Source organism: Gluconobacter sp. (assembly GCF_047723935.1).
Taxonomy (GTDB): Bacteria; Pseudomonadota; Alphaproteobacteria; order Acetobacterales; family Acetobacteraceae; genus Gluconobacter.
The window spans coordinates 1-24,855 of record NZ_JBDOBO010000036.1 but is presented as its reverse complement, the minus strand read 5'-3'; the positions used below and the strand labels follow the sequence as shown (position 1 = coordinate 24,855).

Here is a 24,855-nt window from a genome sequence, read left to right as displayed (position 1 = left end):
GCCGCAAAGGGTCAAGGCTGATGTAAGGCGAAACAGGCTGGTCATGGTCCCCCGCTACTGGTTTGTACTTAGAGTGCGCCGCCGCGGCGGCCAATCTGACCACCCAGGCGCAGGCGCAGGGCGTTGAGCTTGATAAAGCCCTGTGCGTCCTGCTGGTTATACGCGCCCTCGTCATCTTCAAATGTTACGACGCGGGTATCATACAGGCTGTTCGGGCTTTCGCGTCCGACGCAAACGACATTGCCCTTATAGAGTTTCATGCGGACGCGGCCGTTGACGGAATGCTGGCTGGCATCAATCAGAGCCTGAAGCATCCGGCGCTCTGGGGAGAACCAGAAACCGTTATAGATCAGCTCCGCATAGCGCGGCATGATGCTGTCCTTGAGATGGGCAGCTTCACGATCCAGCGTGATGCTCTCGATGGAACGATGAGCGGCCAGCAGGATCGTGCCACCTGGCGTTTCATAGATGCCGCGGGACTTCATGCCCACAAAGCGGTTCTCCACGATGTCCAGACGGCCGATGCCGTTGTCGCGGCCCAGTTCGTTCAGGCGCGTCAGCAGTGTTGCCGGGGTCATCGCAACGCCGTTGATGGCAACCGGGTCACCATTCACGAAGTCAATGCTGATTTCCGTAGCCTTGTCCGGCGCGGCTTCCGGGGAGATGGTGCGCTGGAAAACGATTTCGTCAGGCGCGACGGCCGGATCTTCGAGCAGCTTGCCTTCGGACGAGGAATGCAGAAGGTTGGCGTCAACGGAGAAGGGGGCTTCGCCGCGCTTGTCTTTCGTGACGGGGATCTGGTTTTCTTCAGCGAATTCCAGCAGCTTGGTGCGGGATGTCAGTTCCCATTCGCGCCATGGGGAAATGACTTTCACGTCCGGCTTCAGAGCATAGTAGCCAAGTTCGAAACGGACCTGATCGTTGCCCTTGCCGGTTGCGCCATGAGCCACGGCATCAGCGCCAACAGCTTCGGCGATCTCGATCTGACGCTTGGCGATCAGCGGACGGGCGATGGACGTCCCGAGGAGGTACTGGCCTTCATAAACCGTGTTCGCGCGGAACATCGGGAAGACATAGTCCTTCACGAAGGTCTCGCGCAGATCCTCGACGAAGATTTCCTTCACGCCGAACATCTCGGCCTTCTTGCGGGCCGGCTCCAGCTCTTCGCCCTGACCAAGGTCAGCCGTAAAGGTCACGACCTCGCAGTTATAGGTCTTCTGGAGCCATCGAAGGATGACCGAAGTGTCCAGCCCGCCGGAATAGGCGAGAACGACTTTCTTGACGTCCTGATGGGCGCTCATAACTGCGTGGTCCTTAATGGTGTTCGTTCGGAAGGCGTTTCTAGCATCCCGCGTCCGTGAGGGAAACCGGGCGTCAGACGGTTTTGCGCTGACGTTCGCTTTCGGTTTTGAGCTGTCCGCAGGCTGCAAGAATGTCCTGGCCCCGTGGTGTACGGATCGGGGCGGCAAATCCTGCATCCATCACGATCTTTGCGAACTTTGCGAGCTGCTCTTTTGTGGAGGGGCGGAACTCTGATCCCGGCCAAGGATTGAAAGGAATAAGGTTCACTTTCGCCGGCAGGTCTTTGATTAGGCGGACTAGCTCCCGTGCATCGGCTTCGCTGTCATTCACGCCGCGTAGCATGATGTATTCGAAGGTGATGCGGCGGGAATTGGACGCTGCAGGATAACGCTTGCAGGCGGCCATCAGTTCCTCGATCGGGTACTTGCGGTTCAGAGGAACGATCTGATCGCGCAGTTCGTTTGTGACCGCATGCAGGGAAATGGCGAGGCCTACCCCCAGTTCTTCACCGCAGCGATCCATCATCGGCACGACGCCTGACGTGGACAGCGTGATGCGGCGCCTGGAGAGGGCAATCCCTTCTCCATCCATGACGATGCGCATGGCTTTGGCGACGTTATCGTAATTGTAGAGCGGTTCGCCCATTCCCATCAGAACGATGGTGGAGAGAAAGCGTGGCATGTCCGCGCTTGGGCTTGGCCACTCTTTGTAGCTGTCTCGTGCAGCCATGAACTGGCCGACAATTTCTGCTGGGCCGAGGTTGCGAACGAGCTTCTGCGTCCCTGTGTGGCAGAACGTGCAGGAGAGCGTACATCCGACCTGTGAAGAGATGCAGACAGCACCGCGATCTTCCTTACGATCAGGAATATAAACTGTTTCAGCTTCCTGACCGTCTCGGAAGCGGAAAAGAAATTTCCGCGTTGCATCCACCGACGTCTGTTCCGTCGTTGTCGTCGGGCGGCCGACGATGAAGTGGTCTGCAAGTTTCGCCTGAAGGGGTTTGGCGATTGTGCTCATCTTCGAGAAGTCGGTGGCACCCTGATGGTAGATCCAGTGCCAGATCTGTTTTGCGCGGAAAGGCTTTTCGCCGATTTCCGTCATCAGGGTTGCCAGCTCTTCGCGTGACATTCCGACCAGATCACGCCGTCCGTCTTCCAGTCGTGCCTCAGGTGGGGCGAACAGGGCGGACTTTGCGCGAATGCGTTCGCGCTCCGCCTCATTCAGATCATCTGAAGCGATGGAATTGATACGGGGGAGGGTGTCGGGATGTTTCAAAGCGGTCATGGCGGCGGAGCCATAGCACGGGGAGGGCGCAGATTTCCAAGGGAAAGTGAGGTGGTGCAAGAAAGATTAGACTCTTTGTACCGTTCGGTACAAAATATGGTTTCTTCTTTGGTTCTGAAAGGTACGACATGCAGACGCGTCCACCTGTGCCCCCATTCACGCGGGACACCGCTCTTCAGAAAGTTCGAGCGGCTGAAGATGCCTGGAACCGTCAAGATCCGGAGACAGTTGCGCTGGCCTATACGGCCGACAGTCGTTGGCGCAACCGGGATCAGTTTGTTCACGGGCGGTCTGAAATTAAGGAATTCCTGACGAGAAAATGGGAGAGAGAGCGTGAGTATCGGCTGATTAAGGAGCTTTGGGCATTTCACGAGAACCGGATCGCCGTCCGCTTTGTTTATGAGTGGCGAGATGGGCAGGGCCAGTGGTGGCGATCGCACGGGAATGAAAACTGGGGTTTTGACGAGGCAGGCCTCATGGCAGAGCGGCATGCCAGCATCAATGATGTGCCAATCAAGGACGCTCAACGCCTGTTCCACTGGGAAGGCAAGGTTCGACCTGAGGGACATCCTGGATTGAGTGATTTGGGGCTATGACGGGATCAGGCGGCCGTAGCCGTACTGCTATCTTGCAAAATATCGCTGAGGTATTTCGTCAGTATGGGTACGAAGGGGCGTCTCTCAGTCGCTTCACAGCTGCGACTGGGCTGGGAAAAGGCAGCCTCTACAATTTCTTTCCGGAAGGGAAGAAGCAGATGGCTGCTGAAGTCCTGGAGCATATCCAGCAGTGGTTCGATGCTGAAATTTTTAGCCCTTTGGAAACGGAAGAAGACCCCAAGGTCGGCCTAACAGCGATGTTCGAAGGTACTGAGCAGTACTTTAGGTCAGGCCAGAGAATCTGTCTGATGGGGTTGCTGGCCCTGAGCGTAGACACATCGTTTGCTATGCAGATTAGAAACTATTTTCTGCGCTGGCAGGAAAGTCTGTCTCAGGCGCTCCAGCGGCTGGGGCGTTCGACAAGCGACGCTGTTGATCTGTCTGAGGAAATCGTTAGTGGCATTCAGGGAGCATTAGTGTTGGCGCATGCTCGAGGCGACGCAGGTGTTTTCAAACGTCGCCTTGAGTCGTTCAAGCTGCGTCTGGATCTTCCAGCGGGCCATTACGACGAGCGGCAATGAGAAACTCCCGATTGCCTTCGGGGCCAGTAATGGGGCTGGCTTCAACGCCCAGAACATCCCATCCTGGAATGGCCGAAAGCCAGTTATGGATTTCGGCACAGACGCGCTCATGAACGGCGGGGTCCCGTACCACGCCCTTTGCGCCAACTTCGTTTCGCCCGGCTTCAAATTGCGGCTTGATCAGAGCGATTGCCCAGGCATCCGGGGTTGTTAGTTTAAGCGCGGCGGCCAGCACGGTTTTGAGGCTGATAAAGCTGGCGTCGCAAACGACGATGCCTGCGCGTTCAGGAATCTGTTCTGCTGTAAGGGCGCGCGCGTTCGTCTTTTCCATGACGACGACGCGTTCATCAGAGCGGATTTTCCACGCAAGCTGACCGTGCCCGACATCAACGGCATAAACTTTCGTCGCGCCGTGCGTGAGAAGGACATCCGTAAATCCGCCCGTTGAGGTACCGACATCAATGGCAATACGGTCTTTGGGGTCTAGCCCGAAATGCTCAATGCCGTGAATGAGTTTTAGGCCGCCGCGAGACACCCAGGGATGATCCTGCCCTTTGAGGGACAGGGGGGCATCCTCTGGAAGCTGGTCTCCAGCCTTGGCGATACGCCGATCCCCCGTATAGGCAAGACCTGCCATAATGAGGGACTGGGCACGAGTTCGGCTGTCAACCAGTCCCCGATCAACGAGGAGCTGGTCTGCGCGGCGTTTAGCCATGTCTCAGGCAGACTGCTGGACGACTTCGACGCCCAGTGCGGCTGCTGCCGTGCGAACGATATGCGGAGCTGTCAGGCCAGCTTCGTCATACTGAACGTCAGGGGCATTATGATCGATGTACCTATCCGGGAGAGCCAGTGGACGGAATTTCACCGTATCCAGCAGACCGGTTTCTGCAAGGTGCTGCACAACCAGGCTGCTGAAGCCGCCAATCGCACCTTCTTCAAGGGTGATGAGAACTTCATGCTGGCTGACCAGATCATCAACAAGCTTCGTGTCGATCGGCTTGGCGAAGCGGGCATCTGCTACCGTGACCGGAACGCCCTGAGCAGCCAGTTGGTCCGCTGCGCGCAGAGATTCGTGCAGACGTGTACCGAGCGACAGAATGGCAACACCTGCGCGGGCGCCAGGTGCCTGACGCGCTTCGCGAACGATGCGGCCCTTGCCGATTTCCTGCACTTCGCCTTTTTCCGGAAGGTCTAGGCCGATGCCACTGCCACGGGGGTAACGGAAAGCAATCGGGCCAGCGTCATATTCGCAAGCCGTTGCCGTAGCATGCAGCAGCTCGATTTCGTCCGACGGTGCCATCACGACCATGTTTGGCAGACAGCACAGATAGTTCAGGTCGAAAGACCCGGCATGCGTCGCGCCATCAGCACCGACCAGACCAGCGCGGTCGATGGCGAAGCGGACAGGAAGGTTCTGAAGCGCCACGTCGTGCACGACCTGATCATAGGCGCGCTGAAGGAACGTGGAGTAAATGGCGCAGAATGGACGCAGACCTTCGGACGCAATACCTGCAGCAAAAGTGACGGCGTGCTGTTCGGCAATACCCACGTCAAAGAAGCGGTCCGGATAGGCCTTGGCGAAAGCTGTAAGACCGGTGCCGGAAGGCATGGCTGCCGTGATGGTAACGAGCTTGTCGTCTGTCTTTGCGCGACGCAGGAGTTCGCGGCTGAAAATCGACGTGTAGCTCGGCGGTCCAGCCGGAGCCTTCTTCTGCTCGCCTGTCACGACATTGAATTTGCTGACAGCGTGATATTTGTCGCCAGCAGCCTCGGCAGGCTTATAACCGCGGCCTTTTTCCGTGATGATGTGGAGCAGGATCGGGCCTTGATCGTCCGCATCGCGCAGGTTGCGCAGGATGGGGACAAGCTGGTTCATGTCATGGCCGTCAACGGGGCCGACATAGTAGAAACCGAGCTCTTCAAACAGCGTGCCGCCTGTGATCATGCCACGGGCATATTCTTCAGCGCGCTTGGCCGTCCGCTCGATCTTACCGGGCAGGCGCTTGGCAACCTTGCCAGCCAAGTCACGCAGACCAAAGAACTGGCGCGAAGACATCAGGCGGGAGAGGTAGTTCGACATCGAACCCACCGGTGGTGCGATCGACATTTCATTGTCGTTCAGCACCACGATCAGACGGTTCGCGCCCGGACCTGCAACAGCGGCGTTGTTCATGGCTTCGTAGGCCATGCCAGCGGAGATAGAGCCATCACCAATGACCGCAATCACGTTGCGCTCATGGTAGCTCGGATCTTCTTCCGCGCGTAGGTGATGGGCCACAGCCATACCAAGACCGGCAGAAATGGACGTGGACGAATGAGCGGCACCGAACGGGTCGTATTCGCTTTCCGCGCGACGGGTGAAGCCGGACAGGCCTTCCGGCTGACGTAGGGTGCGAATACGATCGCGACGTCCTGTCAGGATCTTATGCGGGTAAGCCTGATGGCCAACATCCCAGATGATACGGTCATCTGGAGTGTTGAATACGGCGTGTAGCGCAACGGTCAGTTCGACGACGCCAAGAGAGGCGCCAAGGTGGCCGCCGGTTGTGGAAACGGCGTCAACCGTTTCGGAGCGCAGTTCGTCGGCAAGCTGCTTGAGCTGATCGACGGAAAGATTCCGCATATCTGACGGCAGGGTCACGCGGTCCAGAACCGGATAGCGACCGTATGTGGGAATCGTGGAAGACGGGTTGCTCATGAAATCAGTTCCTGCGCTCGACGACGTAGTCTGCAAGGGCCCTGAGGGCTGCGGCCTGTGCGCCGAAAGATGAAAGGGCCTCCCGGGCCTGATCGCTCAGGCGGCGGGCCTCGGCGCGAGCTCCGTCAATGCCAAGCAGGGAGACATAGGTTGATTTGCCGCTGGCTTCATCCTTGCCAGCAGTTTTGCCGAGTTCCTCGGCGCTTGCGGTCGTGTCCAGAACGTCGTCCGCAACCTGAAAGGCTGTTCCAAGATTCTGGCCGTACGAGACAATGGCGTCCCGTCGATCATCGGTCACACCCGCCAGAATTGCTCCTGATTCGGCTGCATAGCGGATCAGGGCACCTGTTTTCAGGGCGTGAAGACGGCGGACTTCATCCAGAGGGAGGGCACGGCCTTCACCCCGGATATCGATGACCTGGCCACCAACCATTCCCGCTGCGCCTGAGGCACGAGCCAGGGCAAGTGCGAGGTTGGAGCGGATGGTGGCGTCGGAAGACGTTTCATCCTCAAGAAGGATCTCGAAAGCACGCGTCTGAAGAGCGTCGCCGGCAAGGATGGCAATGGCTTCGTCAAACTGACGGTGCGTGGAAGGACGTCCACGGCGGAGATCATCGTCATCCATGGACGGGAGATCATCATGCACAAGAGAATATGCGTGAAGCAGTTCGACTGACGCCGCAACGCGCAGCGCAGCCCTGCGGTCTGCACCAAATAGAGACGCAACTTCTACGGCCAGAAAGCCACGAAGACGCTTTCCGCCACCGAGGGCAGCGTAGCGCATGGCTTCAAGAAGAATGGATTCGTCACCCGGCACCATCGGGAGCAGGGCGTCGATTGTCGCTTCGATGTCCGTGCAGGCGTGGGCGAGAGCCTCCTTGAGGGAGGTGGACGTGGTGGCACTCATCGGCCGGTCTCTCCGGTATCGGCAAGAGGCTCCGTGCCTGTGCTGCCGTCATCGTTCTGGACAATGGCGCGCACACGCATCTCGGCCTCTCCCAGCTTTGCATCGCAGTGCTTGCGTAGGGCTGCACCGCGTTCATAGGCAGAAATGGCGTCTTCAAGCTTCATCTGTCCGCCTTCAAGGCCACGGACGATCCGCTCCAGCTCGGAGAGGGCATCTTCGAAAGACATGGCATCAATGGGTTCGGGCATGGAAAGCCTCAAGACACGCTTTGGGAAACAAGGTAGCGAGGGATTACAGCCAGATGACAGGTTTTGCCAGCCCTGTGCTTGGGAACGGGGGAGTTTCCTCAGGAGGGTTGCGTTTCTGCACGCCTGCGGATGACAAATGAAAGAACGCCAGCGCTCTCTGTGAAGGCCACCATCGCATGGCCTGTTTCGCGGCAATAAGACTGGAAATCCGCCACTGAAGCGCGATCCGTCGCCAGAATACGAAGGCGTGTTCCGGGCGCCATGTCACGCAGGGCGCGGTTCGCCTTGAGAACGGGCATGGGGCAGGCAAGACCGCGCAGGTCCAGCAGGGTCTCCATCGGAGGTATCGTCATGACGTCTGTTATGCCCTGCGCCGTGCCGTGGGCCAAGTAACGGATTTTCCATTGCCGAAATAGCGTGGTTTTTCTATAACTGTGGCTTAATGCCATAAAGCGTCCTTCGGGGCGCTTTTTTTGTTTTTGAGGAACACATGGAAAAACAGATCTCTGAAAGGTCGCCGTCTTCCGAGGGAAATGAGCATCGAGCTTATACGATCCGTATCCTGGAAGACCGTGTTCTTCGACTGGAAACAGTCGCTGGGGGGTTGTCAGATCGGTACGAACAACTGCGTACGGAGATGCGGCAGGAAATCAGTTCTCTGCGGGATCAGATGAAATCCCTGGAGACCAAAGTCGATAATGGTAACAGGATTGTGAATGGAAAGCTGGACCGTCTGATCGGTGGTCGGGCTGTTCTGACGGCGATAGTGACGCTGGCAACATCCATCCTCGGAACTGGGATGGTGCATTTCGCTCTGTCTCTCAGCACGCATTGAGGGGACGAGTCATGGAAGGTCTTGATGTCGGACAACTCAAGCATCTGGTGGTGGAGCCAACTCTTGCCGCGCTGGGGCTTGGCGGGAGAGCGGCTGTTAATCTCCTGACGGGCACGGCACTGGCTGAGAGCAGAGGAGCCTACGTAAAGCAGATTGGGGGAGGGCCAGCGCTGGGGCTGTGGCAAATGGAACCTGCAACCCACGACGATTGTTGGGCTAACTTTCTACGTTTCCCGGTTGGGCAGCCATATGCTGTCATTCTGGAAAACATGCTGGCTCATGATCTGCCACGCAGTGCGCAGATGGTCAGTAATTTACGATATGCCTGTGCGATGGCGCGAATCCGGTTTTACCGTGTTCGGGAAGCCCTGCCTGCTGCACAGGATCCGTTTGCCTTAAGCCGGTATCACAAGGTGCATTACAACACCCCGCTCGGCGCGGCAGACCCTATGGCCAATGTCGATTATTTCAGAAGAGCTGTTCAGGCTTAAAGCGAGAGCGATGCCGGGGACCTGTATGCATCACGCTCCCGACATCGCAGGTTTACCTTAGATCGGTATATTATGACCGAATAGTGGCGTAGCTGAATATGCCAATTATTTAATCTGATTTTTATGGGTATTTAACGAAGGGCGAAAAGTCTGTTTTGGGGATTGCCCTGGAACGTTGCAGGACCCGTGTGGGACAGGCGCAGTCCCCGATGAAGCCAGACGCTTCCGCCGATTTTTAGCCATCGACGGCAGAAGGCGAAGTCTTCGGAGAGATATGTCCTCGTCTCCGGGTCAATCATGCAGTCGAACAAGGCAAAAGGATTCTGTGGGATCGAATGATCGGTGGGATGGCCACTTTGTTGAGCATCAATGCGCTCGTATTCGGTCTCGGGATAGGCGCTCATCATCTGGCTGATTGTGGCGCGTGTCAGCAGCATGAAGCCAGTTCCGATGTAAGAAACGGAAGCAATTTCGGCTGGCGGTGAAGTGTCATACAGCGCAGAGCAGTCGCCAACATAGCGTAGGCTGGCGCTCTCCGGGGGTTCGCCTTTGCCCATGAACCGCTGGGTATTATGGTCCCAGTAGTGAGATTTGAGCGGGTAGGCTCCGCCGATAACCGGCTTGTCTGCGTTTAGAAGTGCTTGGATATCTGCAAACGAAAAACCAATATCACTGTCTGCAAATAACAAGTGTGTAGCGTCTGTTTGGGTTATGAATTGGTGAAGAAGCGTATTGCGTGCCCGTGTAATCAAGGCGTCGCTTCCTAGTGTCGAAAGCGTCAGGCGAATATTGTGAGAAGGTGATTCACTTATGCAGCTAATAATGGACTGCATGTATGCTTGGGTGACTGTTCCACCAAAGCAGGGTGTCGCAATGAAGACGTGTGGGGCTGCGTTCATGGGGAGATAGTGTTCTATCTCCCCTTAAGAAAGGCTTAAAACTGAGCGGTCAAAGTTTGTTAGCCGCCCATGTGACTTTGCAGAACCATATAAAAAAGAAACGCAGCATCGAGGCCGAGCACAATTGGCGTAAGGCGTTTGAAGTCCCGCAATGCGAGGGCCAATCCCGTATAAAGCAGCAAGCCGCAGGACAGGCTGAGCATGAAGTTTCCGGTGATCCCGGCGATGAGCAGCATCGTGAGGGGCGGAATAGCATCGGACGGGTTGGATGCCACGCGGTGGAGGCTGCCAAGCATATTGAGGCCGACCAAGACGAGAACGGGCGCCGTCGCGATGGCCGGGATAGCGGTAATCAGTGGCCAGAAAATGGAGGAAGCTGCGAAAAGCAGGGCGACGATCAGTGCGCTCAGGCCGGTTCGGCCTCCAGCTTCGACACCTGCAAGGCTTTCGACATAGGCCGAAACCGTACACGTCCCGAGGCTGGCCCCAATGATGCTGGCTGCGCCGTCAGATGCAAAAGCACGATGATCCAGTGCCGGTTTCTCGGGCGTTCCATCCAGACCTGCACGATGGGCAACACTCATCATCGTTGCTGTCGCATCAAAGAAGTCACTGATGAGGAAGTAGAGCGTGATGGGAACGAGAAGGCCGAGGTGGGAGAAAAAACCTGCAAAATCAAAAGGAAGAAACAGATTGGTGGGATAATGCGGCCAGTCCACCATATGCGTGGGCAGGGTCGTGATTGCGCCCTTATCGGTATGAATGAACAGGCCTGCCACAGTCAGTGTCAGAATCGCCAGAAGAAGCCCGGCGGGTACTCTCAGAACCACGAGAACGGCACAGAGAAGCACGCCAGCTAGGCTGAGAATAACGGACGGATCACTCAGAGAACCGAACGTCAGCCCTTGAGCGGTCGGGACAGCAATGCCACTGGTGGTGAGGCCGATGCGTGCGATGAAGGCACCCAGCGCGACTTGAATGCCTAGCACAATTGAAGGCGGAAACCCGCGGATAATACGCTGGCGTATCTGACTGAGGGAAAGCGCTGTGAAGCATAGGCCGCTGAAAAGTACGACTGTAAAGGCGGTCCGTGGGCTCACATGGGCCTGCTGAACGACAACCTGCGCGAACAAAACGTTGCTGCTCATTGCTGGGGCTAGGGCAATGGGCAGTTTCGCCCAAAGAGCCATCAGCAATGTGCCAGCGACCGCACCTGCGATCGTGGTCATGACCATATCGTGGCGATCGAGGCCAGCCGTAGAGAGAATGGCTGGATTGACAGCAACGATATAGGCCATAGCCCCGAAAACCGTCAGGCCAGCGATGATCTCACGCGGAACGGTGGAGCCGCGGGCGGAAATATGAAACCAGCGGTCGAGTGTGGACAGCAACGATCAGGCACTCCGGCGGGAATGAAAATTTTGCTCAGCTATAGTGAAAAAAGTTCATTCCGCCATGGGGCCTTAGTGATTTTTCATTTCGGGTTCGTTTTTTGAGCCCATGCTTTCTTGACCTGAGCGGGTGTCAGGCGCTTCGCAGGCTTGCCAGAAGATGTCGATTTTGAAGGATGTGGCACGCTGCTCGTCCCGCCGCCTGTCGTACTTCCTGGCGCAATGCCCGCTGCCGGGTTGGTATTGGCTTCTCGCACGGCACGCTCACAGGCTGAGCCTTCTCCGACCCCGAGCTGAATGGTGGGGATCAGCGCAGCAGGCGGAAAGAGAACACCGAGGCCTACAGAGGCTGCAACACGTCCTACCAGTTCTGCGCCAGGTAGAATGTTGGGGCCGCTCAAGGGACCAAAAATGTGAACGGCACCTGGAAGGGATAGAATCTGAGGATGAATTGAGCGGGTGGTGACAGCATAATCAAGGGTGTCGTTGCGGAAATTGACGGTTCCTGTTCCGGTTGTGCGAGTAGTTTCAGTCTGGAGAAGGAGAGACTTGGTTTTCAGAATGCCATTGTCGAGGGGCATATCAGCGACGAGGCATTCGAGCTTGGACCTGTCGGGAATGCCGAGGGCGGACAAAACTGCGGATCCGAGCTTCAGTCCGAGCAGGTCCGGGAGAAGGGCGGTGACGTCTCCGCCTCGATCCAGCACTAGTGTGGTTCCGCCATCGCCGTTCGCGACCAGCGATGCGACGGAGTTGCCTGTTGATGTCAGCGTGACGTGGCCGCCGATCGTTCCTTCACCTTTGAAGGTGTCTGTTGCTTTCATGATCTGCGAGAGGGGAAGACGAGAGACATCAAGGCGGAACTTGGTCCGGAACTGTTCATTTTTTGTCGGTTCCAGTGTCGCAGCGGCGCTGATTTTCCCGGAGCCTGTCGCAAAAGTCAGGTGCTTCAGGTCGATAGCGCCATCCTTGACCTCGAATTCGGTATCAATGTTGTCCAGCGGCAGGTCTTTGTTGCGGATATGATCACCGTGATAGGTCACGTGTGCATTCACAGCATTCAGCTTGGGAACATTGATTTTCTGGTCTGGCAAAACACTTTTGCTCGGAGGAGCGGTCTTCTTTGCTTCGCCTGTTTTCGCGCCGATGAAGCCACCAAGATCGGCCAGATCGACCGAGCGTGAATGAAGGGCGGCCTCAACGAACGGTGGTTTTAGGTGGGGATTGACGTTGATGTCTCCACCAATGTCAGACGATCCCATCCTGCCTTCGAATTTCTGGAAACGAATGGCATTTTCGGAATATCCGAGGTTGCCGGTGATGCTGTAGGCCGGAGTATGCGGCACAGGAACGCCTGTCAGGCCGTAAAGCAAAGACATGTCCGGACCGGCAAAATGAAGGGCGAGCTTTGTTCCTTTGAAGTGCAGAGGGTCGTCGACCGTGCCCTTAAGGGTCACATAAGTTGGGCCATTGGCGATGCGGCCATCAATGGGATAGGGTTCAGCAGGTTTGGTCAGAGAGAGTAAAGCCCCCCCGACAATATGGCCGTTGATAGGCGCCTGAGCGTAGCGTCCTTTAAGATCAACGACGACATTGCCTTTTTGATTGGCCTGAGCTGGCGTCGTGTGAACAAGTACATGCATGTCTGTTTTTAACTGAGCGAGCGCCAGATGAATGTCGGCATTCTGGATGTCGATTTCGCCGAGGTCAGGTAACGTGGTTGTGCCTGAGGAGGAAGATGGTTGGGTGTCTTTGGATGTATCGCCGAAAGTATAATTATTTCGGCCGTCCATTAGGGAAATGATGTCACCTTTCGGTGTGTCCATGCGGATTACCGGGATGAAGAGACCGCGGCCGGTGAGATAACGCCAGACATCAACTTTGACCGTCAGGGATTTGGCAGACGCAAAGTCAGCCTTTTCTTTTTCAAAGCCTTCGGGTTGAGCAATTTTCAAATCATCGACGGTGACACTGGTGCGCAGCCCAGGTGAAACGTGAAGATGAGCGATGCTGACTGGGCGATGAAGTGCTGCCGAGGCCTTGCGATTGATGAGGGGGACGAACCAGTCCCACTGCCAGATGAGCACCAGAACAATGATGGCAATGGCTAGGGCACCGACAAGACCTCCTGTTATTCTCAACACAGGATGCTTGCGACGAACCTTTTGGGACGAGGCATCACTCATCATTGAAACTCCACATCACGAAACATCTGGCCGAAGAAGAAATATGACTGCATTGGTATGAATACGATTTGCAGCCGACCCAGTTGCGCCTGAAGACATGAAGAGCGTGGAAAATGAGTGAGACCTTGAACGATATCAGAGCAGAGCATGATCCTCTGACAGCCTTGCGCCAGGTCAGTCGCGCTGTGCACGAACAGGTCGATCAGGTATACTCGCGCTTCAGTCTGTCAGACCCGGAATCTTATGGTGCGCTTCTGCAGGCGCATGCGAAGGTGTTGCCTGTTGTGGAGCAGTGGCTTGCCACCCAAGATGGGTTGCCAAGCTGGCAGGGCCGCACTGACCTTTTACAACGGGATTTGAAGGCTCTTGGCCATGCTCTGCCCATGGCACTTGATTGGCAGCCTCCTGAAGCCTCAGGAGGCGCTCTGGGCGCTCTTTATGTGCTGGAAGGATCCCGGCTTGGTGGCAAGATGCTGTCAGCTCAGGTGGGGGACGGGCTACCAAGGGAATATTTGTCGGCAGCTCATGAGAAAGGTGGCTGGCCCGCATTTCTTCAGATTCTACGTAAGCGGCTTTCCAATGGAGATGCCGCTTATCGCGCCGCAGTTATGGACGGTGTGACGTCAACGTTTGATCTGTTTCGAAAAGCGGCCGTTACGGGCTGACAGGCCGGACGCTCAACGGAACAAGCCCTGGAAAAGTGTTGGCCAGTTGTGCAGCTTCTGCGGGAGGGAGCATGGCGATTGCACATCCGAGTGCAGTTGCATCAGGGGCAGGGAGTCTTTCAATGCCTCGAAGCAGCGCATCCAGCGTGTGGCCGCCTTGGCTGAGCACCATCAATGCGGTGAGGCGGGCGTAAAGCTCGGAGGTAGCCTCCTGGGAAACCAGGGTGGGGTCGGGCGTCGCAATATGGACGCTTTGTCCTGTAATCGCAGAAGTAATGCGCTGGTCTGCCTGATTGAAGCGCAAGGGAAGGGCAGCCAGAAGTGACGGCGACCCTGCGATACTCAGACATGGCGCTGGGCATGGGCGTTCAGGGAATAAGAAAGCCGGACATGGAGATGCTGCACTGACCTCGACAGCCAGTATCATGCGGACATGCCGGGTCGGGTCGAGATCAGTCGCCTGAAGAGCGATAAGTTTTTCTGAGTGAAGATCCAGTACGAACGGCTGCGTCTCACCGAAAGCATAAAACTGAAAATCAGAAAATGTGCTCTCGTCTCCCGCCACGAGATCAGATGCCATAAGGCCCAGCTTTTCCAGCGTCGCCTCATCATGCTGAACCACAGTCTGCCGAAGGCGCCAGTACAGGTCCGTTAAGCCTGACTGAACAAGCGCGGCGGCAATTCGACGCGTTTCAGAAAGCCAGCGTTGGGGGCCTGTCTCCACAGCATCATTACGATTGAAGTGTTTCCACGCTTCTGCTGCTGCTTCACCCGGATTGAGCTGAAAAAAACTGTGACGATCGCCTGCGGCGTAATGGAGAATTCGAGCCTGAGACCAGTCCGCGTGAGAACTGACGCGTTCGAAGGGGTCAGGCAAGGCACCTTCGAACCGTGTCACTGGAAAGAGGGTTCGCGTTACTCTGTGATCAGCGGTTCCCAGAAGAGCATGATGCGTGAAGGCCTCGCTCGGGGCAAAAGGCGAAGGGACTTCATGCCCATTCGATCCAAACAGACACCAGTTTACCGAAATGCTCTGCTCTTCTGAGGCAGAGAGGAAGTCATGCAGAGACGAGGCGTGTTCCAGATGGAGATATTCGTCTGCGGCAAGAATCATCATCCAGTCGAATTCATGACGACCGTTTTCGAAAACAGCTTTCTGGAAAGCTGTTTGTCGCTCCAAACGATCGGAAATGGTTTTGTCCGATCGCTGAAGGCGAATATCGTAAAACGAAGCGGCATTGGAAAGAATTGTCCAGGTGCCGTCAGTAGAGTGGTCGTCGCAGACGATCAGGGTAGAGAACCCAATCGTGGCATGGTGACTAAGCCACCAGCCGATGTTGTCGGCCTCGTTATGGACGAACAGGACAGCGGCTGTTTTGGGCATAATGCTGGGTCAGTCCATTTTGAGGGCTGCGAGGAAGGCGCTCTGCGGAATTTCGACCTTACCAAACTGTCTCATCCGCTTCTTGCCCTCTTTCTGCTTGTCCAGAAGTTTGCGCTTACGGGAGATGTCACCACCATAGCATTTCGCCGTCACATCTTTGGAGAGCGCGCCAATGGTTTCACGGGCGATGACCTTGGAGCCGATAGCGGCCTGAATGGCGATCTTGAAGAGCTGCTTGGGGATCAGATCCTTGAGCTTGCCACAAATTGCACGGCCACGTGTCTCTGCTACGGTGCGGTGAGCAACGAAGGACAGCGCATCCACTGGCTCATGATTGACCAGAATGGAAATGCGGACCAGGTCGCTCTCTTCGTATCCATCAACCTGATAGTCGAAGGACGCATATCCGCGGGTCAGGGATTTCAGGCGATCATAGAAGTCAAACACAACTTCATTGAGCGGCAGACGGTAAACGGCCATCGCACGGTTGCCGACATACGTGAGATCGACCTGAATACCGCGACGTTCCGAACAGAGTGTCAGCACGGAACCCAGATATTCATCCTGAACCATGATCGTAGCCTTGATCCAGGGCTCTTCAATGGTTTCGATTTGGGCGGGATCGGGCATGTCTGCAGGATTATGCAGTTCTTCCTTCGTGCCGTTCGTCAGCGTCATGCGATAGACGACAGATGGGGCGGTGGCGATCAGATCCAGATTGAATTCGCGGGAGAGGCGTTCCTGGATGATCTCCAGATGAAGCAGTCCGAGGAAGCCGCAGCGGAAGCCGAAGCCCAGAGCCGCAGAGCTTTCTGCTTCGAAGTGGAAAGACGCATCGTTCAGACGAAGCTTTCCGAGGCTGTCACGCAGCTTCTCGAAGTCGTCAGCGTCGATCGGGAAGAGGCCGCACCACACAACAGGGATGGAAGGTTTGAAGCCTGCAAGCGCCTTTTCAGCTGGCTTGCGATCAAGGGTAATTGTGTCACCGACCGCGACGTCCGCAACGGTTTTGATGGCTGCATTAATGAAGCCCATCTCACCTGGGCCAAGCTCATCCACGTTGGTCATCTTGGGAAGGAACACACCGACCTGATCAACGTGATAGGTCGATCCGGCCTGCATCATACGAATGCGGTCGCCGCGCTTGACGGTGCCATTCATGACGCGGATCAGAATGATGACGCCGAGGTAGGCATCGTACCAGCTATCCACCAGAAGAGCCTGAAGCGGTGCTGAACGGTCACCCTTCGGCGCAGGCAGACGCGTTACAAGTGCTTCGAGAACGCCTTCAATGTTAATGCCGGTTTTGGCGCTGATTTCCACAGCGTCATCTGCCGGGATGCCAATGACCTCTTCGATCTGCGTGCGAACACGCTCCGGCTCGGCTGCCGGAAGGTCGATCTTGTTCAGGACTGGCACGATTTCGTGGTTCGCGTCGATCGCCTGATAGACGTTTGCCAGTGTCTGGGCTTCCACGCCCTGGGACGCATCCACAACCAGCAGTGACCCCTCACAGGCGGCAAGCGATCGACTGACTTCATATGCAAAGTCAACGTGGCCCGGCGTGTCCATGAGGTTCAGCGTGTAGATGTTCCCATCTTTGGCCGGGTACGTCAGGCGAACCGTCTGTGCCTTGATGGTAATGCCGCGCTCCTGCTCCAGCTCCATCGAATCGAGGACCTGAGCTTTCATCTCACGAGCCGTGAGAGCGCCACAGGCCTGAATCAGGCGGTCTGCAAGCGTCGATTTACCGTGGTCGATATGCGCAATGATCGAGAAATTGCGAATGAGGGAGAGCGGGGTTTCGGTCATGGCAGGTTACATACGGGATTATCGCAGGAATGTCAGCAGACCTGCGGAAAAGCCTGCCTTCGTGAAAAGGCAGGCAAAGGGAATCAGCGATCCGTCAGACGGAACTCGATCCTGCGGTTGCGGGCGTATGCCGCTGGCGTACTGGCTGCGTCAAGCGGCTGGAAGTCTGCAAACCCTGTTGCCGCCAAATGATGCGGGTCCACACCCTCGGCAATCAGAAGTTTTACAACAGTGATGGCCCGTTCAGAGGACAGCTCCCAGTTGCTCGGAAAAGCGCTGTGAATTGGCTGTCTGTCTGCATGGCCGTCAATGCGCAGAATCCATGGGATATCTGCGGGAATGGTTGAAGACACCTGTTTGAACGTCTTTGCCAGAGTGGTGATTTCTTTTTTGCCTTCAGTGGTCAGGTCAGCGCTGCCTTGAGGGAAAAGAATTTCTGACTGAAAGACAAATCGGTCTCCTACGACATTCACGCCTTTCTGGTTCTTCAGGATATCACGCAGGCGGCCAAAAAATTCCGAGCGATATCGTTTGAGCTGGTTCACTTTGTCGGCCAAGGCGACGTTCAGCTTGTTTCCAAGATCCTGAATCTGCGTATCCTTGGCTTGCTCGTTCTTTTTCTCGATATCGAGGGCATTACTGATGGCCTGAAGCTGGCGTGTCAGCTCTTCGATCTGAGCCTGTAGGTCCGAGATTTTGCTGTTCTGCTGCTGGCTTGCGCTGTCAGCAGAGGCAAGGGCCTGATCTTTGGACTGAAGCTGGCCATTCAGAAGGGCCATCTGTCCAGCCAAAGCCTTGAGCTGGTCTTCGTTCTTCTGCTTGTCATTGGCCAGGCTGGCGACCGTCGCATTCAGGGATTTGTTCTTGTCTTCCGTCATGGAGAGCATGTGTGACAGCTCAGCCAACTGCTTCTGCAAAGCGTCGAGTGTGTGCTCGCGTCGCATCAGGGCGACGGACAAAAACTGTTGTCCCACTACAAAGACCAGAAGAACGAACGTGACGACCATCAGCAGTGTGGATAGAGCGTCCACATAGCCGGGCCAGGCATCCAGGGCGTTGTTGGGTCCGCGTCTGCGCCGGGCCATGGTCAGTCCTGCCTGCTGGAAGTGCCGTTTGTGGTGCCGGAGGCCGCAGCGATGGTCCGCGCAAGAACGCGCAGGTCATTGCGAATTTCACCGACGGTTTGGGCGCGACCCTGGTGCAGTTCTTCAACGAGACGGGAAAGATGGCTCTCAATCCGAAGAAGCGGCGTGCCTTGCGAGCCCGGTTGATCCTCTTCACCCATCTGACGCAGGAGCGGAACGAGGGCTGCATTCGTCTCAGCCGTGCGGGTCATGATCTGCTGATTGGCTTTCAGGAGTTCAGTCATGCCGCGCAGACGCTCCTGCAGGCTATCCAGCAGCTGGACCTCACGGACGCGGGCTTCTTCACTGCGGGAAACGGCATTCTGAAGCGTTTCGAGATTTTCTGCTGTCTGCTCGAGAAGGGCCTGCACATAGGCTGGGATGGGAGCCCCGTCGCTCTCAATGCTTGTGCCACCGCTGACGCGGGTAACGCCCGCAAGCCATTCTTCCAGCTCATTGAAGAAGCGGCTTTGTGCCTGACCGGCTGTCAGATCCAGGAAGCCAAGAACCAGCGCTCCTGCCAGGCCGAACATGGAACCCGAGAATGCGGTCGACATACCCGCCAATGGACCGGCAAGGCCTGTCTTGAGCTGGTTGAACATGGCGTCCAGATCGCCGTTACCCGCTGACATTCCACCGATCACAGAGGCAATGGAACTCACGGTCAGAAGCAGACCGTAGAAGGTGCCGAGAAGTCCCAGGAAAATCAGCAACTGCGTCATATAACGCGAAATTTCGCGGCTCTCATCCAATCGGGACGAGAGACTGTCCAGCATGGCCTGGGTGGTCTGGGTCGAGAGGGTCAGGCGGTCCGTGCGACTGCGTGCGGCCAGCATGCTCGCCATTGGGGCGAGCAGTTTGGGCGGGTTTGGAGCTGCAAGCCCTGCGCGGGGCTGGCGGAGCATTTCCACCCAGCGAACTTCCGGCATGAGCCGCTGGACAACGCGCAGGTTCCAGATAATTCCCAAAATCAGAACGCCCAGAATGACGGCATCCAGCTTCGGGTTGGCATTGAAGGCGTTCAGGAGCGTCTTGGCCATAGACGCTGCGAGAAGTGCAACGGCGGCGAGAAAGACGCCCATACGCAGAAGGAAGGTGGTGGGACGGGTCACGGCGGGTCTTTCCTGGCTTATGGCGTGCCGTTTGCCGGGGTTGCGGAATCGGAAGGCGGCGGATTTTGCTCAGTGACGATATCGAGGCGGTCAGCCGGATTAGTATCGCCCTTGTCCGGACGTCCCATCGCGCGGGGATACAGGCGCGTGGTTGCAACGCCAGCATTGATGAAAATGGAGCGTACAGCCAGTGCTCGTGCAAGGGAAATGCGCCTTGGCATTGAAATGTCATCACCTGGCACAGTGGCATAGGCTGTCAGGATGATGCGTTTTTCAGGCTGATCCTTGAGTGAGGCGCCATAGGCCGTAAGGGCCTTGAGGCTCTCATCGGTGAGATCTGAACTCGACGGCGCGAAAATCACGCGCAGTCCACCCTCTGACAGAGCTGTCGTGCTGCTCTTCGCATCAGCAACGGCCTTGATATCAACCGGTGGAGCGGGCGCATGCGTCTGAATGGGGATGAAAGGCGGCGGCAGCACAACAGGTGGCGGCGGCGCAGCGGGAACGGCAGGAACCGTCGTTTTGCCTGTACCTGTAGGTGCAGAGGCGCTGTGCGGAGCCGTGCTCCGCGACGGAGAAGGCGTCGCTGCGGCACGATGCGTGGTTTGGGAAGGGACCGCGGGTTTTGCAACAGCAGTCGGTTTGCCACTGGGGAGATCATCCAGATTGCTGGTGACCTGGGCATGCGCCCCAGAAGGCTGAAGGCAGGCCAAAACGGCCGCCACTGAGAGGGAGGTTAGGATCGGCCTGTACATAGGGGACCGATCCTAACCGAGCGTTCCATCCTCCCGCAATGGGGCAGGAGAGACTTCTGCTTACTCCCGGTTCAAAGCCTCATGCACGATACCGCGCAGAGTGCCATGAAGCTGGGCATTTCCGGCAACAACATTGACGTCGTCGTCGAGGTCATGAAGCTCCTGTCCGTCCGGATCAGTAGCGTGGCCACCAGCTTCCCGAACGATCAGCAGGCCTGCTGCGCAGTCCCATGGCTTGATGCCAAATTCCCAGTAACCTTCGTAACGGCCAGCTGCGACCCATGCGAGATCAAGGGCAGCGGCGCCGAAGCGGCGGATACCTGCAACCTGCGGCATGAGAGCACCCAGAACGCGCGCGAAGGGCAGACGCTTGCTGCTGGGGACCTTTGCGAACGGAATACCTGTGGCGAACACGGCTTCCTGCATGTTCCGTCGTGCGGAAACGCGCAGGCGGCGCTCGTTCAGGAATGCGCCGATGCCTTTCTCAGCCCAGAACATTTCGTTGGCAGCAGGATTGTAAACCAGCCCGGAGACCAGTTCGACCGTACCATCCGGCAGGCGACGCTGAAGGCCAATGGAAATGGCCCAGTGCGGAATGCCGTGCAGGAAGTTCGTCGTGCCGTCCAGCGGGTCGACAATCCAGCGCCACGTCCAGTTATCCCCGCCCGAGGGGCCTGATTCTTCCATGAGGAAGGCATAGCCTGGACGTGCGCGGGCGAGTTCTTCGCGGATGATGGTTTCTGCACGCAGGTCGGCCTGGGACACGAAGTCTCCCGGACCCTTGATGCTGACCTGAAGCTGCTCGACCTCTGCAAAATCGCGGAGCAGGCGGCGTGCGGCCTTCTGCGCTGCGTTCTGCATGACGGCCATGTGCGGGGAAAGACGCATGATCAGTCCTTGGCGCGCTCGACGTAGGACGCATCATCCGTACGGACAACGATGCGCTCGCCAGCTTCAATGAAAGGAGGAACCATGGTCTTCACGCCATTGGCGAGCATGGCTGGCTTGTAGGACGATGAGGCCGTCTGGCCTTTCACGACCGGGTCCGCTTCGGTGATTTCGAGCGTGACATGCGGCGGCAGGGTCACGCCAACGGCGTCGCCTTCCACAAGCTTGACGCTCAGTTCCATGTTGTCCTGCAGGAACGGAAGCTGGTCACCCAGGATATCGGTTGGCAGGATGACCTGCTCGAACGTTTCCGGGTCCATCAGAACAATGTTCTCACCGTCCATGTAGGAATAGGTGAAGTCCTTGTCTTCCGTGATCAGGCGCTCAACGGTGTCTGCGGTGCGCCAGCGCTCGTTGGTCTTGTTGCCCGTCTTCAGGTCACGCATTTCAACCTGAATAAACGCGCCACCCTTACCCGGGGTGATGATCTGCTGCTTGAGAACCGTCCAGCGACGGCCATCGTGCTCGATGACCTGACCGGCGCGGATAAGGTTGGCTTGTTGCTTCATGTGTTGTCCTGACCCTGCAATAGTGGGTTTCTTATCACGTCTTGTGGGCTTCTAGCGCCGTGAAGGGGATTTCGGCAAGGCGCAAGGCGGCCTGAGTGGGCCGAATAACTCAGGAAAGTGTGAAGGATGTCGCTCTTGGAGGAAAAGTGAGAGGGGTTCATGCTCGCAATGGCCCTGTCGTGCAGGCGGGGACGGATAACTCAGGGGCTTGCTCTCATGTACGACATGAAAAATCTTTCCCGTATTTCTCATCTCGAAGCGAACGCCAGCAAGGGGATGGAAGCGTTCTGGCAGTTTGATCGCGCTGCATTTGAAGACGGAACTGTCAGTGCCCTGACCAAGCAGCTCGCTGCGGTTGCTGTCGCGCTGACCACGCAGTGCCCATATTGTATTGAACTTCATGCCAAGGCTGCGCGTGAGGCAGGGGCAACAGACGCTCAGCTGTCAGAGATAGCCTTGGTGGCAGCGGCTATCCGTGCGGGTGGCGCCGTCACGCATGCGACGCATCTGTTTCCGAAGACGGAAGGGTAAAGCTGGTGCTCGGGGCTGCGTCCCAGTTCGTTGGGTAAGCAGCTCCAAAGTTCGTCATTGGGCAATGCTCTATCGTGTTGAGCAAGCTTGTCCACAGTTTAGGTGGTTAGAGTTGAAGGCTGAATCAGGCCAGGATTTCGACGTCCTGAGCGATAGGTCCTAACCTTCAAAATCCACAATTTCTCCTTGAGGTGTACGGACTTTGCCCTTCTCTCCAGGCAAGAGGTAATCCGGCCCCAGTGGGACTTTCCCTTTGCCATGGGGAATGTCGAGAACATATGTCGGCCACGCCAGACCCGTGACGCGTCCACGAAGGCGGCCCAGCAAAGCACGCCCTTCTTCAACGGGAACCTGAAAATGACTGGTTCCCGGCGCGGCGTCGAGGTGATGCAGGTAATAGGGCTTGATGCGTGCCGTTACGAGTGCGCGTAAAAGCGCCTCCAGAGAGGCTTCCGTATCGTTCACCCCCCTTAAAAGAACAGACTGGGACAGAACCGGAATGGCGCGCGAAAGAATGGCGCGAACTGCCTTGCGGGCGTCTTCTGTCATTTCCCGTGCGTGATTGATATGCGCAACGACCCACATGGCGCGATCTGTTTCCATGGCATCCAGCAGGTCCGGTGTAATGCGGGCCGGGTCTGCTACGGGAACACGGGAATGAATACGGATGGTCTCAATATGCGGAATTGCCGAGAGGGCCTGAACGATATGTTTCAGTCGGCGCGGCGCCAGCATCAAAGGGTCACCACCCGTCAGGATGATTTCGCGGATGGCGGGATGACCCCGAACCCAGTCCAGCGCATTTTCAAGCTCTTTATCTGTCAGAAGGCCACCATCGGGACCAACATGCTCCCGACGGAAGCAGAAACGGCAGTAAAGCGGGCAGATCAACAGGGGCTTCAGAAGCGCACGATCTTCGTAACGATGTACGATCCCTTTGACGGGGGACAGTGCATCATCCCCAATCGGATCAACGGTTTCATAGGGCTGCGTGGTCAGTTCCCGGATGTCAGGGATGACCTGCTTTCCGATAGGGTCGTCTGAGGTTTCAATCAGTGCTTGGAATGCAGGTGGGATGGCTGTCGCAAAGTGGCCGCTGACAGCATCAAGGGTCGCTCTGTCGGCTTCCGGAGCTAGACCTGCCTGAATGAGATCAGATGGTGTGCGCAGCACATGCCGCTTGTTCGTGGTCTTGACCATATCGTGCATGTGGTGGCTCTAACGCTGGCTGGCTGTGTGTTGCAACAGGAACTCTTCCCTTATGACCCATTCCTCATCCGATCATGACCGGATTGCTGAACGCCTGCCGTTGCTCAGGCGCCGGGCTGCGATGGTGCAGGCTACGCGAAAATTTTTCGATGATCGTGGTTATCTGGATGTGGAAACGCCTTACGCGGTTCCAGTCCCCGGGGAAGAAGTGCATCTTCGCTGCTTCCGGACAGAGCTGGAACAGCCTGATGGAGGCCGTGAAGCACGGTTCCTGCATACCAGCCCCGAATTTGCGATGAAACGAATTGTAGCGGCCACGGGGCTACCGATCTTCCAGCTCGCCCGGGTGTGGCGCAATGGAGAAAGTAGCTCCACGCATGTTCCGGAATTCACGATGCTGGAATGGTATGCGCCTGAAGCTGATCTTGCCAGCCTGATGGATGAGACGGAGGCTTACGTCAGGGCTCTTCTCCCGGAGCAGATCTATAGGGATGGAAGACTAATCCCCCTGTCTGTGCCGTTTGAACGTCTGACAATGCAGGATGCTTTTGCACGATATGTAGGTGCAGATCTTCTGGCGACAGCCGGGAATGCAGAAGCTCTAGCGACACAGGCTGGCGCGGTGCTCAGAAATGGTGAGACCTGGGAAGATCTCTTTTTTCGCCTGCTTCTGGAGCGTGTTGAGCCGGTGATTGGTCGTGAAAGGCCCACTTTCCTGACACACTGGCCCGCAGAGCAAGCGGCTCTTGCCCGTAAAGATCCGTCGGATGCGAGGGCGGCCTTGCGTTTCGAGTTGTATATTGGCGGAATTGAGCTCGCGAATGCCTTCGAAGAGCTGACTGACCCTGTGGAGCAGCGCGAACGTTTCGCTACAGATCGGCAACGAAGACTCGAAATTTCGCCAGATCAGGACTGGCCGCTTGATGAAGCTTTTTTGACGGCATTGCCAGATATGCCATCATGCTCTGGTATTGCGCTGGGGTTTGATCGTCTCGTCATGCTCGCGACGGGTGCGCCTGCAATCCGTGACATTTTGTGGTTGGCATAGCCGTTTTGAAACTTGCAGGACTTTTAATCCGTTTCTATCTCCAAACGGGCTAGAACGTCTCACGAAGAAACATATCTGTGCTGGTCACACAGCCGGGGACAAAGAAAATGAAAAAGGCAAAGCTGCTTTCCGTCGTCGCTCTTCTGGCTCTTTCCGCCTGTGAGGTTCCTACCCTGCAGCAGCGCAAGGTTCTCGATTCGATGGTCGGGAAGTCTGAAGTGGACGTCATTCGCCAGTTTGGCGTGCCGACCAAGGACTACCAGGCAGAAGGTCATTCGTTCCTCGCCTATATCGATAACCAGACCCAGTATTCCGGTGGCGGCGGCTGGGGTTGGGG

At 56.7% G+C, this 24,855-nt stretch carries 25 protein-coding genes and 1 pseudogene; 8 read left to right on the top strand and 18 right to left on the bottom strand.

Annotated elements, in window-relative coordinates; genetic code table 11:
• Positions 1 to 68: 68 nt before the first annotated feature.
• Together ABF979_RS11380 and rlmN are read right to left on the bottom strand one after the other, a co-directional pair.
• On the bottom strand, positions 69 to 1,301 hold the full coding sequence (locus ABF979_RS11380) for an argininosuccinate synthase (RefSeq protein WP_046901287.1): 1,233 nt from the start codon (positions 1,299 to 1,301) through the stop codon (positions 69 to 71).
• Between the two features lie 73 nt (positions 1,302 to 1,374).
• Positions 1,375 to 2,586, bottom strand: coding sequence for a 23S rRNA (adenine(2503)-C(2))-methyltransferase RlmN (rlmN, locus tag ABF979_RS11375; RefSeq protein ID WP_317215594.1), 1,212 nt, complete (start codon positions 2,584 to 2,586; stop codon positions 1,375 to 1,377).
• A gap of 128 nt (positions 2,587 to 2,714) precedes the next feature.
• On the opposite strand from rlmN, the gene ABF979_RS11370 reads away from it, so the two are divergent.
• Together ABF979_RS11370 and ABF979_RS11365 are read left to right on the top strand one after the other, a co-directional pair.
• Positions 2,715 to 3,182 carry a DUF1348 family protein gene (locus ABF979_RS11370; RefSeq protein ID WP_415559857.1) on the top strand — a complete coding sequence of 156 codons (468 nt, stop codon included), beginning with the start codon at positions 2,715 to 2,717 and terminating at the stop codon, positions 3,180 to 3,182.
• A complete protein-coding gene (locus ABF979_RS11365) occupies positions 3,179 to 3,763 on the top strand; it encodes a TetR/AcrR family transcriptional regulator (RefSeq protein ID WP_415559856.1) in 585 nt (194 codons plus the stop codon). The genes ABF979_RS11370 and ABF979_RS11365 overlap by 4 nt, the downstream gene beginning before the upstream one ends.
• Here ABF979_RS11365 and ABF979_RS11360 read toward each other — a convergent pair.
• The 5 genes from ABF979_RS11360 to ABF979_RS11340 all read right to left on the bottom strand — a co-directional run bounded on the left by ABF979_RS11360 (position 3,714) and on the right by ABF979_RS11340 (position 7,972).
• Positions 3,714 to 4,478 (bottom strand): TlyA family RNA methyltransferase, encoded by a 765-nt coding sequence (locus ABF979_RS11360; RefSeq protein WP_415559855.1) that lies wholly within the window; start codon positions 4,476 to 4,478, stop codon positions 3,714 to 3,716. The genes ABF979_RS11365 and ABF979_RS11360 overlap by 50 nt on opposite strands.
• 3 nt (positions 4,479 to 4,481) lie before the next feature.
• Positions 4,482 to 6,464 (bottom strand): 1-deoxy-D-xylulose-5-phosphate synthase, encoded by a 1,983-nt coding sequence (gene dxs, locus ABF979_RS11355; protein WP_046901292.1) that lies wholly within the window; start codon positions 6,462 to 6,464, stop codon positions 4,482 to 4,484.
• Positions 6,465 to 6,468: 4 nt separating this feature from the next.
• Positions 6,469 to 7,371, bottom strand: a complete 903-nt coding sequence (locus tag ABF979_RS11350) for a polyprenyl synthetase family protein (RefSeq protein WP_202207636.1) — start codon at positions 7,369 to 7,371, stop codon at positions 6,469 to 6,471.
• The gene (locus tag ABF979_RS11345; RefSeq protein ID WP_046901294.1) at positions 7,368 to 7,619 is read right to left on the bottom strand and encodes an exodeoxyribonuclease VII small subunit; all 252 of its coding nucleotides are present in this window, start codon (positions 7,617 to 7,619) and stop codon (positions 7,368 to 7,370) included. The genes ABF979_RS11350 and ABF979_RS11345 overlap by 4 nt, the downstream gene beginning before the upstream one ends.
• A 98-nt stretch (positions 7,620 to 7,717) precedes the next feature.
• The gene (locus tag ABF979_RS11340) at positions 7,718 to 7,972 is read right to left on the bottom strand and encodes a sulfurtransferase TusA family protein (RefSeq protein ID WP_215769311.1); all 255 of its coding nucleotides are present in this window, start codon (positions 7,970 to 7,972) and stop codon (positions 7,718 to 7,720) included.
• 137 nt (positions 7,973 to 8,109) lie between these two features.
• On the opposite strand from ABF979_RS11340, the gene ABF979_RS11335 reads away from it, so the two are divergent.
• The gene (locus ABF979_RS11335; RefSeq protein ID WP_046902034.1) at positions 8,110 to 8,454 is read left to right on the top strand and encodes a hypothetical protein; all 345 of its coding nucleotides are present in this window, start codon (positions 8,110 to 8,112) and stop codon (positions 8,452 to 8,454) included.
• Between the two features lie 11 nt (positions 8,455 to 8,465).
• A complete protein-coding gene (locus ABF979_RS11330; protein ID WP_415559853.1) occupies positions 8,466 to 8,945 on the top strand; it encodes a hypothetical protein in 480 nt (159 codons plus the stop codon).
• A 131-nt stretch (positions 8,946 to 9,076) separates the two neighbouring features.
• Here ABF979_RS11330 and ABF979_RS11325 read toward each other — a convergent pair whose 3' ends face one another.
• The 3 genes from ABF979_RS11325 to ABF979_RS11315 form a co-directional block, all read right to left on the bottom strand.
• Positions 9,077 to 9,697 (bottom strand): hypothetical protein, encoded by a 621-nt coding sequence (locus ABF979_RS11325; protein WP_415559852.1) that lies wholly within the window; start codon positions 9,695 to 9,697, stop codon positions 9,077 to 9,079.
• Between the two features lie 206 nt (positions 9,698 to 9,903).
• Positions 9,904 to 11,235: an NCS2 family permease gene (locus ABF979_RS11320; protein WP_415559851.1), complete on the bottom strand. Its 1,332-nt coding sequence runs from the start codon at positions 11,233 to 11,235 to the stop codon at positions 9,904 to 9,906.
• Between the two features lie 83 nt (positions 11,236 to 11,318).
• Positions 11,319 to 13,421 (bottom strand): AsmA family protein, encoded by a 2,103-nt coding sequence (locus tag ABF979_RS11315; RefSeq protein WP_415559860.1) that lies wholly within the window; start codon positions 13,419 to 13,421, stop codon positions 11,319 to 11,321.
• Between the two features lie 113 nt (positions 13,422 to 13,534).
• On the opposite strand from ABF979_RS11315, the gene ABF979_RS11310 reads away from it, so the two are divergent.
• Positions 13,535 to 14,086, top strand: coding sequence for a biliverdin-producing heme oxygenase (locus ABF979_RS11310; protein ID WP_415559849.1), 552 nt, complete (start codon positions 13,535 to 13,537; stop codon positions 14,084 to 14,086).
• Here ABF979_RS11310 and ABF979_RS11305 read toward each other — a convergent pair.
• The 7 genes from ABF979_RS11305 to efp form a co-directional block, all read right to left on the bottom strand.
• Positions 14,076 to 15,470, bottom strand: a complete 1,395-nt coding sequence (locus ABF979_RS11305) for a glycosyltransferase family 2 protein (protein ID WP_415559847.1) — start codon at positions 15,468 to 15,470, stop codon at positions 14,076 to 14,078. The two genes, ABF979_RS11310 and ABF979_RS11305, sit on opposite strands and share 11 nt — an antisense overlap.
• Before the next feature lie 9 nt (positions 15,471 to 15,479).
• Positions 15,480 to 17,282, bottom strand: coding sequence for a translation elongation factor 4 (lepA, locus tag ABF979_RS11300; protein WP_086633035.1), 1,803 nt, complete (start codon positions 17,280 to 17,282; stop codon positions 15,480 to 15,482).
• 83 nt (positions 17,283 to 17,365) lie between these two features.
• A complete protein-coding gene (locus tag ABF979_RS11295) occupies positions 17,366 to 18,367 on the bottom strand; it encodes a peptidoglycan -binding protein (RefSeq protein ID WP_211496601.1) in 1,002 nt (333 codons plus the stop codon).
• Between the two features lie 2 nt (positions 18,368 to 18,369).
• Positions 18,370 to 19,518, bottom strand: a complete 1,149-nt coding sequence (locus ABF979_RS11290; RefSeq protein ID WP_415559845.1) for a flagellar motor protein MotA — start codon at positions 19,516 to 19,518, stop codon at positions 18,370 to 18,372.
• Positions 19,519 to 19,535: 17 nt separating this feature from the next.
• The gene (locus ABF979_RS11285; RefSeq protein ID WP_415559844.1) at positions 19,536 to 20,273 is read right to left on the bottom strand and encodes an OmpA family protein; all 738 of its coding nucleotides are present in this window, start codon (positions 20,271 to 20,273) and stop codon (positions 19,536 to 19,538) included.
• 60 nt (positions 20,274 to 20,333) lie between these two features.
• Entirely contained in the window at positions 20,334 to 21,161 is an 828-nt protein-coding gene (locus tag ABF979_RS11280) for an inositol monophosphatase family protein (RefSeq protein ID WP_064274968.1), read from the bottom strand.
• A gap of 2 nt (positions 21,162 to 21,163) precedes the next feature.
• Positions 21,164 to 21,730: an elongation factor P gene (efp, locus tag ABF979_RS11275; RefSeq protein ID WP_046901304.1), complete on the bottom strand. Its 567-nt coding sequence runs from the start codon at positions 21,728 to 21,730 to the stop codon at positions 21,164 to 21,166.
• A gap of 216 nt (positions 21,731 to 21,946) precedes the next feature.
• Here efp and ABF979_RS11270 point away from each other — a divergent pair, with 216 nt between their 5' ends.
• Positions 21,947 to 22,261, top strand: a complete 315-nt coding sequence (locus tag ABF979_RS11270) for a carboxymuconolactone decarboxylase family protein (protein ID WP_415559859.1) — start codon at positions 21,947 to 21,949, stop codon at positions 22,259 to 22,261.
• 159 nt (positions 22,262 to 22,420) lie between these two features.
• On the opposite strand, the gene ABF979_RS11265 is transcribed toward ABF979_RS11270, so the two are convergent.
• On the bottom strand, positions 22,421 to 23,470 hold the full coding sequence (locus ABF979_RS11265) for a lysine-2,3-aminomutase-like protein (RefSeq protein ID WP_215769296.1): 1,050 nt from the start codon (positions 23,468 to 23,470) through the stop codon (positions 22,421 to 22,423).
• Positions 23,471 to 23,522: 52 nt separating this feature from the next.
• On the opposite strand from ABF979_RS11265, the gene epmA reads away from it, so the two are divergent.
• Both epmA and ABF979_RS11255 read left to right on the top strand, forming a co-directional pair.
• Entirely contained in the window at positions 23,523 to 24,518 is a 996-nt protein-coding gene (epmA, locus tag ABF979_RS11260) for an EF-P lysine aminoacylase EpmA (protein WP_415559842.1), read from the top strand.
• A gap of 107 nt (positions 24,519 to 24,625) precedes the next feature.
• A pseudogene (locus ABF979_RS11255) lies at positions 24,626 to 24,855 on the top strand (hypothetical protein); the annotation flags it as partial.